Annotated in this window: 8 protein-coding genes; 6 read left to right on the plus strand and 2 right to left on the minus strand. The window is 51.2% G+C overall.

Going from position 1 to position 11,959, the window contains the following annotated elements; translation table 11 throughout:
- Positions 1 to 2: 2 nt before the first annotated feature.
- Entirely contained in the window at positions 3 to 1,205 is a 1,203-nt protein-coding gene (locus ACJMM9_RS06035; RefSeq protein ID WP_405324720.1) for a type II secretion system F family protein, read from the plus strand.
- A 554-nt stretch (positions 1,206 to 1,759) separates the two neighbouring features.
- Here the strand turns inward: ACJMM9_RS06035 and pflA are convergent.
- Positions 1,760 to 2,539: a pyruvate formate-lyase-activating protein gene (gene pflA, locus ACJMM9_RS06040; protein WP_405324722.1), complete on the minus strand. Its 780-nt coding sequence runs from the start codon at positions 2,537 to 2,539 to the stop codon at positions 1,760 to 1,762.
- Between the two features lie 400 nt (positions 2,540 to 2,939).
- On the opposite strand from pflA, the gene ACJMM9_RS06045 reads away from it, so the two are divergent.
- Positions 2,940 to 3,428, plus strand: coding sequence for a hypothetical protein (locus ACJMM9_RS06045; protein ID WP_405324724.1), 489 nt, complete (start codon positions 2,940 to 2,942; stop codon positions 3,426 to 3,428).
- 24 nt (positions 3,429 to 3,452) lie between these two features.
- Complete coding sequence (locus tag ACJMM9_RS06050; RefSeq protein WP_405324726.1) at positions 3,453 to 4,319, plus strand: hypothetical protein; 867 nt, start codon at positions 3,453 to 3,455, stop codon at positions 4,317 to 4,319.
- Between the two features lie 189 nt (positions 4,320 to 4,508).
- Here ACJMM9_RS06050 and pflB read toward each other — a convergent pair whose 3' ends face one another.
- The gene (gene pflB / locus ACJMM9_RS06055; RefSeq protein ID WP_088641615.1) at positions 4,509 to 6,764 is read right to left on the minus strand and encodes a formate C-acetyltransferase; all 2,256 of its coding nucleotides are present in this window, start codon (positions 6,762 to 6,764) and stop codon (positions 4,509 to 4,511) included.
- Positions 6,765 to 7,134: 370 nt separating this feature from the next.
- On the opposite strand from pflB, the gene ACJMM9_RS06060 reads away from it, so the two are divergent.
- From ACJMM9_RS06060 to alaS, 3 genes are all read left to right on the plus strand, one after another.
- Positions 7,135 to 8,181: a family 16 glycosylhydrolase gene (locus ACJMM9_RS06060; protein ID WP_405324728.1), complete on the plus strand. Its 1,047-nt coding sequence runs from the start codon at positions 7,135 to 7,137 to the stop codon at positions 8,179 to 8,181.
- Between the two features lie 180 nt (positions 8,182 to 8,361).
- Positions 8,362 to 8,847 carry a hypothetical protein gene (locus ACJMM9_RS06065; RefSeq protein WP_405324730.1) on the plus strand — a complete coding sequence of 162 codons (486 nt, stop codon included), beginning with the start codon at positions 8,362 to 8,364 and terminating at the stop codon, positions 8,845 to 8,847.
- 296 nt (positions 8,848 to 9,143) lie between these two features.
- Positions 9,144 to 11,792 (plus strand): alanine--tRNA ligase, encoded by a 2,649-nt coding sequence (gene alaS / locus ACJMM9_RS06070; RefSeq protein ID WP_405324732.1) that lies wholly within the window; start codon positions 9,144 to 9,146, stop codon positions 11,790 to 11,792.
- Positions 11,793 to 11,959: the final 167 nt, after the last annotated feature.

An 11,959-nucleotide genomic window follows, 5' to 3' on the forward strand; every position in this document is an offset into this window, starting at 1 on the left:
CGATGGCAGAATTTTTGTACAAGGCTCAAAACTCTCAGGGCAACAGCTTTGAAGGTACGCTTGAAGCAAAGGACAAGGCCGAAGCCGAAGCCCTCCTCCTCCGTCGCCGCTTGGTCATTACAAGCCTCAAGAAAAAGCCGACCGAAATCAAGATCAAGATTGGTTCTGGCATCAAGACTGAGGACATTACCCGCTTTACGCGTATGTTCTCGTCCATGTGCTCGGCAGGTCTTCCGATGTTGCAGTGCTTGAACATTCTCGAAGCCCAGTGCGAAAACCCGGAACTCAAGAACGTTGTACATAAACTTACGCAGTCGATTAACGGCGGTTCTTCTCTCGCTGATGCTCTAGCGCAGCATCCGAAAGTTTTTGACTCCTTGTATTGCAACATGGTGGCTGCTGGTGAAGCGGGCGGTATTCTTGAAGGCATCTTGGCTCGTCTGGCAGAAACGCTCGAAAACAACCAACGCCTCAAACGCAAGGTGAAAAAAGCTTTGACGTACCCGGTGATGGTTATCATTGTGGGTATTGTCGTCGTGATTGCCCTTATGACGTTCGTGGTGCCGACGTTTGCTGAACAGTTCGCCGCCCTTGATGCAGAACTCCCGGCTCCGACGCAAGTCGTGATGGATATTTCTGATTTTGTACGAAATAATGGTGCGTTTTTGTTTATCGCGGTTATTATTGTCATATTTGCCTATAAGATGATAATGCGAATACCGCAAGCGCAATTTGCAATGGACAAGTTTACGCTAAAGGTGCCAAAGCTAGGCGACTTGCAGATCAAGTCTGCAACGGCAGGCTTTGCGCGTACGCTCGGAACGCTTTTGAATGCAGGTGTGTCCGTGATGGATGCCTTGAAGGTCGTTGCATCAACTGCCGGTAACAAGGTTGTTGAAAAGGCGATCTATAAAATATCGATTGGCATTGCAGGCGGTAAGTCGATTGCCGAACCGATGGAAGAAGTAGGCATTTTCCCGCCCATGGTGATCCAGATGACTGGTGTCGGTGAAAAGACCGGTAACTTGGGCGGCATGCTTTTGAAACTCGCAGACTTCTACGATGAAGAAGTGGATGCCGCAGTCGATGCCGTCGTGAGTATGATTGAACCGCTCATTATCGTGTTCTTGGGCGGCGCCGTCGGTGGCCTTCTCATTGCAATGTATATGCCGATGTTCTCGATGGGCGACGCAATTAAAGGTTAAAAGGCTTCGCATTACGGCGTTGCAGTGCTCCTCACGTACGAGGGTACGCTACGTCGCCCTGCGCCTTGTCCTGCTCGCCTTTAAACCTATACTTGAAAGACGGGGTTCGACGCCTTGTCTTACTTGTTTCTTAGCCCTTGCTGGAATGTGCAATACGCTACGCCAAAGCGTTCTTTGTCTCGCTCGGTTTTGAGCGAAATTTGGAAATCTCAGTTTAAATGTTAAAGACGAAGCTGCGCGCCTCGTCTTACTTGTTTCTTAACCCTTGCTGAAATATGCAGGATACGCTACGCGAAGCTGATTCCTGCTCTCGCTAGGCTTTAGGCAAAATCTCATTTTAAATTAAATGTTTACTTAATTAATCTTGTCATGCCCGCCTCCGAGCGGGCATCACCTTTAATAGAATAAAATTTGGAAAAGCAGAATAGCTTTTAGGCAAAATCTCGATTGAAAATTTAAAGACGAAGCTGCGCGCCTCGTCTTTTTGCTTTGTCATCCCGACCTTGTGCCGGGATCACCTTCTCGTATAACGATTCCTTTCTACCGCCTACTGCCTATTTCTTCATCCAGCCGGTGTATTTCGCGGTTTCGAGAATTTCGTTGGCGTTCTTGACGCGGTCGGCGGTCGGCGTTTGCGTGTCCTTGAGCGCGTAGTCGATTTCGAGTTCCTGGTACTTGCTGAGGGCAAATGCGTGGTAGGGGAGGACTTCGACACGCTTGACGTTGCTTAGGGTGCGGATGAAGTCGCGGGTGCGCATGAGCGCTTCATCATTGTCGCTGATGCCGGGCACGAGCACGTGGCGGATCCAGATGGGCTTTTGGATGCGGTCGAGGTAGCGGAAAAACTCGATGATGTTTTCGTTGCCGTGGCCCGTGAGTTCCTTGTGCGCGTCGGCGTCGATGTGCTTGATGTCCACGAGCAAGAGGTCGGTGGATTTCATCAGTCGCTCGAACTTTGCAAACGGCTCACCCGTGCTTCTGAACGTGACGCCGCTCGTGTCGATGCATGTGTGGACGCCTGCCGCTTTTGCGGCCTCGAAGAATTCGATCATGAAGTCAATTTGTGCGAGCGGCTCGCCGCCGCTCACGGTGATGCCGCCGTCGGTTCCCCAGTAGGGCTTGTAGCGCACGGCTTTCTTCAGCAGGTCTTCGGCGCTCATTTCGAACGATCCGTTCTCTGTCCCGTTTGCGCTTTTCGTGCCGAAATTCCATGTTTCCGGGTTGTGGCAGAACTTGCAGCGCATGGGGCAGCCCTGCAAAAATACGACAAAGCGGATTCCCGGTCCATCGACCGATCCGAATGTTTCGAGCTTGTTGATTCTTCCGAGAGTCATGCTGTAAAAATAAAAAAGTCTTGCTCTGTGTTAAAGTGATATTTCGTATTACAGAATAAAGCCTGTGATTTTATGCATAGGTCTAAACAATGCGAGTTAAATAGTCAAATAATTTGAAGAAAATGATTGTTCGTCGTGAGAATGGAGGCGTTGGCCAAGGATGTGGAGGGTGCAGGGAGGGGCCCGTGCGGCCTTCGCAACTCTGAGCTGGGGCCCCGCCCGCATGATGTGCTTTTTGCATTGAAAAAGGAATCCTGGCGGTGAGCCGTTGTCTCTATATAATACAAACCTCGAAAAAAAATCCAATCATAGCGCGTCAGTACGCTATATTGCTTGAAAATTATTCGTTTTTAATTGAAAGTTCATTTATATTTAAAAGAGTGATAAGGAGGAAGTCTTTATGAAAAAATCATTGCTTGTTTTGATGGCAAATGTAGCCGCTTTTGCGATGTTTACCGCTTGTTCTGATGATTCTGGCGTTAATAATGGCGTTGGCGGTTCTGCAAGTTTAAACACGGAATCTCAAAAATCCTCAGATTATGAAGTGGGGGTTGGTTCGTGCGGTGGCGGGCATTTGGCAAAAAGAGCTGAATTCGGGGATGAATCCATTGATTTCGTTATGAACGAGGATGGTTCTGCTGTTTTTTTCTTGAATACGATTTCAGGTTGTGCCGAATATGGACATGTAACAGATGTTAAGTTGGACCGTCATGACGATACTTTATTGGTTCATGATGTTTTTGAATATTACCCGGATTATGGTAGTCGCCCCATACATAATTGCCTTTGTTTTGCCGATTATAGAGTGAAAGTCCCTGCAGAGTATATTGGCGTCAAGTACCTAGAATTTCACGATGTTTACACCGTCGTTTATAAGGATAAAGAGTAAGCGAAATTTTCTATCTTTGGCGCTGTGCCAAGAATCATCAAGCTCACCGATAGAATCCAGTATTTGCAGATGTCGAATGACCCGCTGAGTGCGGATGTCATCGCCGTGCGTGGCGATCGCGCGTGGTGGATTTTTGACGTAGGCGCGTGTGATGAGGCGGCGCAGTTTATCAACGCGCTGCCGCGCATTCCTGTAGAAGATGCGGTGATTCCCGTTGACGAGAATGCGGCTAATCTTGCGGTATGTGGCCGTGTTGCGCGTCTTGCAAAGAACGTCGTGATTTCGCATTTCCATCGTGACCACTTGCTGAATGTCCAGCGCATGTGCGGTGGCGAGATTTCGCTAGACATCGATGCGCTTTACGTGGGCGCCTACACTTCAAAAACTTTCGGTGAAATTGAGGACGTTGCCAAGAACGTCGTGATTTCGCATTTCCATCGTGACCACTTGCTGAATGTCCAGCGCATGTGCGGTGGCGAGATTTCGCTAGACATTGATGCGCTTTACGTGGGCGCCTACACTTCAAAAACATTCGGTGAAATTGAGGGCGTTGCCAAGAACGTCGTGATGGAACCGCTTTCGTTTGACGATGGTGTGCAGATTCGAATCTTGCCGATGCCCAACAGTCATGCAAAAGGTTCGCTCGCGCTTGTCGTTGACGATTATGTTTTCTTGGGCGATGCGACTTACCCGATGGTAGGGCATGGCGCGCCTGACGTGTATAACGTGCAGATTTTGGGCGAGCAGATAAAGCTCTTGAAGTCGCTCGCGTCAACGCGTTTCTGCTTGAGCCATAAGCGTGGGCTTGTGCGCGATAAAACTTCCGTGATTCAGTTCCTAGAATCCGTTTACGCTCGTCGCCAGAAAAACGAAAATTACATCGTGGCATAGTTTTCGCGGCATTTCCCAAAAAAATTGCGGCATTTCCCATCGCGCATCTCGCGGCTTGCAATTCCTGAACATTCGCATTATTAGAAAATAAAAAAGGTTCCCTTTCGGGAACCTTTTTAAGCTTTGCGGCTTCTCGCGAACGTTTGTTGCCTAGCGGCTTATGAACGCTCGCGGCGCTTTTCAAAGCGATTAGAGCACTCCGTGTGCCTGGCGGGCAATCACGTCGAGCTGCTGTTCGCGAGTGAGCTTGATGAAGCGCACAGCGTAGCCGGAAACGCGGATCGTGAAGTTCTGGTATTCTTCCTTTTCCGGATGTTCCATGGCGTCCTTGAGCTTTTCGACACCGAACACGTTCACGTTCAAGTGGTGGCTGCTCTGGCCGAAGTAGCCGTCGAGCACCTGCACGAGCTTGTTGGAGCGTTCTTCGTCGTTGTGGCCGAGTGCATCTGGGTTGATCGTCTGCGTATTGCTGATGCCGTCCAAGGAGTATTCGTACGGGAGCTTTGCGACAGAGTTGAGCGATGCGAGGAGGCCGTTCTTTTCGGCACCGTAGCTCGGGCTTGCGCCAGGAGAGAACGGTTCGCCAGCCTTGCGGCCGTCCGGAAGAGTACCGGTTGCCTTACCGTAAACGACGTTACTCGTGATGGTAAGAATACTCGTGGTAGCTTCAGAATTGCGGTAAGTCGGAGTCTGCTTGATTTTGGCCATGAACGTCTTGAGGAGCCAAACAGCGATATCGTCGGCACGGTCGTCGTCGTTTCCATAGCGCGGGAAGTCGCCGACAATCTGGAAGTCTTCAGCAAGGCCAGTAGCCGGGTCGCGGATGACCTTGACCTTGGCGTACTTGATGGCAGAAAGGGAGTCGACAACGTGGCTGAAGCCTGCGATACCCGTAGCAAACGTGCGGCGGACATCCGTATCGATGAGGGCCATTTCGGCTGCTTCGTAGTAGTACTTGTCGTGCATGTAGTGAATCAAGTTCAAGGTATTCACGTACAAGTGGGCAAGCCAGTCCATGTAAAGTTCGAACTTGTGGACAACTTCATCGTAGTCGAGGTATTCGCTAGAAATCGGCGGATATTCCGGACCGACCTGCTGACCCTTCACGAGGCATTCATCCTTACCGCCGTTGATGGCGTAGAGGAGAGCCTTGGCGAGGTTTGCGCGGGCGCCGAAGAACTGCATTTCCTTACCAGTCTGGGTTGCAGAAACGCAGCAGCAGATGCTGTAGTCGTCACCCCAAATCGGGCGCATCGTGTCATCGTTTTCGTACTGGATGGCGCTGGTCTTTACAGAGATTTCAGCGGCGAACTTCTTGAAATTGTACGGAAGACGCGGGCTGTAGAGAATCGTGAGGTTCGGTTCCGGAGACGGACCCATGTTCACGAGCGTGTGCAAGAAACGGTAGTCGTTCTTGGTCACCTGATGGCGACCGTCCTGGCCAAGGCCAGCGACTTCGAGCGTTGCCCACACCGGGTCACCGCTGAAGAGTTCGTTGTAGCTTGTGATACGTGCGAACTTCACCATGCGAAGCTTCATCACGAAATGGTCGATGATTTCCTGAGCTTCGATTTCAGTGAGTGTGCCGTTCTGCAAGTCACGGGTCATGTAAATGTCGATGAAGGTCGAGACGCGGCCAACGCTCATGGCGGCACCGTTCTGCGTCTTGATGGCGGCGAGGTAGCCGAAGTAGAGCCACTGTACTGCTTCGTGAGCGTTCGTGGCCGGCTTCGAAATGTCGTAGCCGTAAATCTTTGCCATGGCCTTCATGCCTTCGAGAGCCTTGATCTGTTCGGCAAGTTCTTCGCGTTCACGAACAACGTGTTCGGTCATGTCCTTCTTGTCGGAGAGAGCCTTGTCGGCCTTCTTCTGTTCAATAAGGTAGTCAACGCCATAAAGGGCAACGCGGCGGTAGTCACCGACGATACGGCCACGGCCGTAAGTATCCGGAAGACCCGTGATGATGTGGGCCTTACGGGCCATGCGCATATCCGGCGTGTAGGCATCGAAAACGCCCTGGTTGTGAGTCTTGTGGAATTCCGTGAAGATGCGGTGGAGTTCTGCGCTCGGCGTGTAGCCGTAGTTCTTGCAGGATTCTTCCGCCATCTTGATACCGCCAAACGGCATGAATGCGCGCTTGAGCGGCTTGTCGGTCTGGAGACCTACGATCTTTTCGAGATCCTTGGTTTCGTCGGCAATGTAGCCTGCCGGGTGGCTCGTGAGAGTGGAGACAACGTCCGTGTCCATGTCAAGGACGCCGCCCTTTGCGATTTCCTTCTTCTGAAGGTCTTGCAGTTCTGCCCAGAGCTTATTTGTTGCTTCGGTCGGACCCTGCAAGAAAGATTTGTCGCCGTCGTATGGGGTATAGTTCTTCTGGATGAAGTCGCGGACATTGATTTCTTCCTGCCAGCGACCGCCTCTAAAGCCAAGCCATGCTTCCTGCATAGTAACCTCTTTTGTCTCGGATCCGGCTGTCAATACAATTAAAAAGTTGTTTAACTTTTCAGCGTTGTAGAAAAAGATGGACCCGAATTTGTGCTTTTTTCTATCAATCTTTTTTGTAAAACGCAATATACATATTAAAAAAGGGGTGGGCAAGGTATAAAATGAGCCTTTTCAGCCGAAATAGGCGTTCCAAAAAGCTTACGGAAATCTTATGTGGCCAATTTTTGAAAAAGTCGGATTTTTTATGTAAAAGAGCTTCAAAAATATGTAAAATACGGTTGATACAGATGGTTTTAAAATGATGCTCGCTGGGCATACGATGCGAAAAAACAGAATCTATCTTATAGAAAAAGAAATTAAGAGGTCAACAATGAAAAAGATTCTTATCCCGATGGCTGCTGTGGCATTCTTCGCCGCCTGCTCCGAAGTAAATGATTCGTTTATCCCGGTTAATCCCGGTCAATCTGAAGTTTCTTCCAGCTCCGAAGCTCAGCTCCCGCCTGCAGGTGAATCTTCCAGTTCCGAGGCTCTGATCGGAGATCAGTCTTCGAGTTCTGAAGCTCTTCTTCCGGAACTTTCTTCTAGTTCCGCTGTGCTTCCTGAACTCTCTTCCAGCGCGGGTTCTCCGGCTGATCCGCAGTTCACTTACAAGGTTCCGTATTTGACTGTGCTTGATTCGTCCAAGACGTACACCTTCTACGGTGCAGAACTCACTGGTACCGATCAGTTTAAGTATGGCCGTTACGAAGCTCGTATGAAGATGGCTGCCCTCTCCGGTTCTGTAAGCTCCATGTTCCTTTATTACGATGACTCCTGGAAAAAGGATGTTGAGCCGTGGAACGAAATTGATATTGAAGTCCTTGGAAAGGCTCCGGGTTCTTGGCAGTCTAACATCATTACCCGTGAAGGTGATCCGTCCATCAAGTCGAATACCTCTTCCGAAAGCAAGCCGCTTCATGACTTTGGTTTTGATGCCACCCAGGGTTTCCACCTGTTCGCGATTGTCTGGACGCCGGAATACGTGTCCTGGGAAATCGACAGTGTTGAAGTTCGCCGCGACACGCTTGGCATGAGCCGTGGCAAGCATGCCGATGCAGACCAGGTCGCATTCTTGACCGAAAATCAGTCTCTCCGCTTTAACCTTTGGGCTTCCAAGAGCACGGCCTGGACGGGTAAGTGGGCTGGTGGCGTTGGTCTTCCGATTGAACAGCAGATTGATTACGTCCGTGTCTACGCTTATGATGTAGCGACCAAGACCTTTACGCTTTCCTGGCAGGACGACTTCGATGGTGAAGATGTCGATCCTCAGCATTGGAGCAAAGGTGACTGGGAAATGGAACGCGTGAACCTTCGCTCGGACAATGTGATTGTCGAAAATGGTGTTTGCCGTCTTATTTTGGACTACGAAGCAAACTAAAAAGTTTGGTGTATAGACGTAAGCCTCCCAGAGAAATCTGGGGGGCTTTTTTGGTATGTCATTCCCGTTTTATTCTTTGTCATTCCCGCCTTGAGCGGGAATCGCCTTTTTTTTGTATAAAACATTTTTTGCTTTTCTCAAAACGTAAATGATTGTATATTGGTTTGAAAAGAGGTAATCATGAAAAAACTTTTCCTTACGGCTATTGCCGCTCTTTCGCTTGCTTTTATGGCTTGCGCCCCTTCCAAGCTTGACATCCAGGAAGCTTCGATTACAAGCGATGTGTTAATCGAAGTTCGTCAGGTGTTGAATGATTCTATTAGTTTGTATGTTGGAAACGTTTTCTATTTGAATTCTCGGCAGGTTGTGGCTGATGACATGTACCCGTTGCATGCGAGTACGCGTGACCCTGCTGAATTCGAAAAGCTCACGCCGACAGACGTGCTCAATAGCGATGAAGAGTTCCTGAATTACTTGCGCCGCAAGGCCCCGGACATGATAAACGTGGGCATCGTGATTGGCGAAACGGCGTACAACGAAGTCGGCTTTGACGAAACCGCCGCCATCGAAAAGCTCACCAAGATTTTCCAGAAAATCCAGGGCGGTTCGCTCAAGCTTTTCCATGAAAAGAACGGTGAACTCACCGACATGAAAAAACTGTACTAGTTGTTGAGACTCGCCATGCTGAGTCGAAGACGAAGCATCCAGTGAAGTCTTGTAATGCTCTGTCACCCCGCACTTGTTGCGGGGTCGCTTTTTTTTCTAAATTTGAGTTCCTTCGGAACTCATTTAGCTCGGCTCAGCAATGTCAAAGCAACAAGTTGCTTTGCCGCTGCGTTCGCCTTTGACACACTTCGAGTGTCTTTTGCTAGGCTCGGAAGTGGGCCTGTAAACAGTCCCGTTTCACTCGCCTTACGCAAAAGTTGCTAAATTTGTGCCCGTAAAAAATCAAAGGAATAGCTATGTCCGAAAAAATGACTTCTGCGCAGGTGCGCGAATCCTTTATCAAGTTCTTCGAATCCAAGGGCCACCTCTTCGTGCGTTCTTCGCCAGTGGTTCCGCATGACGACCCGACGCTCATGTTCACGAACGCGGGCATGAACCAGTTCAAGGCCATCTTCCTGGGCGACAATCCGAAGGGTTGGAAGCGCGCATGCAATAGCCAGAAGTGCCTCCGCGTTTCTGGTAAGCACAACGACCTCGACGTCGTGGGCCGCGACAACTACCACCACACCTTCTTCGAAATGCTCGGTAACTGGAGCTTCGGTGACTATTATAAGAAAGAAGCTATTGCTTGGGCTTGGGAACTCCTCACTGAAGTGTGGAAGCTCCCGAAGGAACGTCTCTTTGCTACCGTCTATCAGGACGACGATGAAGCCTGGCAGATTTGGAAGGACGTGTCCGGTCTTCCGGATGACCGCATTATGCGCTTTGACGCTCACTCCAACTTCTGGGAAATGGGCGACACCGGTCCGTGCGGCCCGTGCTCCGAAATCCATTACGACCGCGGCGACCTCGCTACGCAGGCCGAAACGTTCAAGGACCCGATCAAGGGCGTGAACGGCGAAAACGACCGCTATATTGAAATCTGGAACAACGTGTTCATGCAGTACGAACGCGTGAGCGACGGCTCCCTCATCCCGCTCAAGGCCAAGAACGTCGATACCGGCATGGGCTTCGAACGTATCTGCGCTATTCTCCAGGGCAAGACCAGCAACTACGACACCGACGTGTTCACCCCGATTATCGCCAAGATTGCAGAACTCTCTGGCGTTCCGTACAACGATGGCGAAGCCGGCACTCCGCACCGCGTGATTGCCGACCACATCCGCGCTATTTCGTTTGCAATTGCTGACGGCGCACTCCCGTCTAACGAAGGCCGTGGCTACGTGCTTCGCCGCATCCTCCGCCGCGCAAGCCGCTTTGCCCGCCTCCTCGGTCAGAAGAAGCCGTTTATCTGCCAGCTCGTTCAGGTGCTCGCTGACACGATGGGCGATGCCTTCCCGGAAATCCGCGAACGCAAGGAATTTGTGGCTTCCGTGATCAAGAGCGAAGAAGAAAGCTTTATCCGCACACTCGACGCCGGTCTCGAACGCTTCGCCGCTATCTCTGCCGAACTCAAGAAGGGCGACAAGATTCCGGGCGACAAGGTGTTCTTGCTCTATGATACTTATGGATTCCCGCCGGACCTCACTGGCATTCTCGCCGAAGAAAAGGGCCTCCTCATTGATGAAGAAGGCTACGAAAAGTGCATGAATGAACAGAAGGAACGCGCCCGCGCCAACATGAAGCAGGGCATCAACACGATGGGTACCGAAGGCTGGACGCAGTACAGCGAAGCTAGCACAAACTTTGTCGGTTATGAACTCTCCGCTTGCGAAACGAAGGTTGTCCGCTGGCGCGAAGACAAGGGCGTGCTCTCTATCGTCCTCGAAACTTCTCCGTTCTACGCCGAAATGGGTGGCCAGGTTGGTGACAAGGGAACGCTCGTTTCTGCCGACCTCGAAATCCAGGTGTTCGACACCGTGAAGGTGAACGATACCGCTCTCTGCCGTGGTATGGTCGTGAAGGGCGAAGCAAACGAAAAGACGATGGGCGCTGTGTTCATGGCTACCGTCGATAACGATCGTCGCGCTGACATCCGCAAGAATCACTCCGCAACGCACTTGCTCCAGGCTGCTCTCCGCGAAGTGCTTGGCACTCACGTGCAGCAGCAGGGTAGCTTCGTTTCGAACGAACTTCTCCGCTTCGACTTCAGCCACTTCAACGCTATGACCGCTGAAGAACTCCAGAAGGTCGAAGACATCGTGAACGCAAAGGTCATGGAATGCTTGCCGGTCCACACCGATGTGATGGACGTCGATGAAGCTAAGGCTAGCGGTGCTATGGCTCTGTTCGGCGAAAAGTATGGCGACAAGGTCCGCGTCGTGAAGATGGGTGACGCTGGCGTCGAATTCTCCCGCGAACTTTGCGGTGGCTTGCATGTGCAGAACACCGGTAACATCGGTCTTGTGAAGATCATCAGCGAATCTAGTGTGTCCGCTGGCGTACGTCGTATCGAAGCGGTCTCTGGCCGTGGCGCCTTGAGCCTCCTCCGCGCCGGTACGCAGATCCTCACTGCTCTCCGCGAACAGCTCCGCTGCAAGGATGCCGAAGTCCTCGACCGCATCCAGCAGACGTTTGCCAAGACGCAGAACCTCGAAAAGAGCCTCCAGTCCGTGAAGCTCGAACTCGCAACGCTTGCCGCTGCCGAACTCTTGAACGGTGGCATCAACGTGATGGGCGTGAACCTCTACGTTCGCGAACTCTCCTTGCCGGATGAAAAGTACAAGAACTTGCTCGACGGCGTTCAGAATAAGCTCGACGTCGATAGCGTCGCCGTGATTGCAAACAAGGACAATGGTTCTGGTAGCATCGCCGTGATGGTTGGCAAGAACGTTCAGGCCAAGGGCATCAAGGCCGGCGACATCGTCAAGGATCTCGCCAAGGCTTGCAACGGTAAGGGCGGTGGCCGTCCGGACCGCGCTCAGGCTGGTACTCGCGAACCGGAAAAGATTGCCGAAGCTATCGCCAACGCCAACAACTGGATCCGCGCCAAGCTCGGTGCATAACAGCTAGTGTCATCCTGAGCGAAGGCGCGATGCGCCGGAGTCGATGGATCTCAAAAATTTCAAGGCGACCTATGGGTCGCCTTTTTTGTATAAACGAAAACCACCAGCTAGGCTGGTGGTTCCATAGAGCCTTCTGGCGTTGCGTCCTTGAGAAAGCAAAAAACTCT

The organism is Fibrobacter sp. (assembly GCF_045112255.1).
Lineage (GTDB): Bacteria > Fibrobacterota > Fibrobacteria > Fibrobacterales > Fibrobacteraceae > Fibrobacter.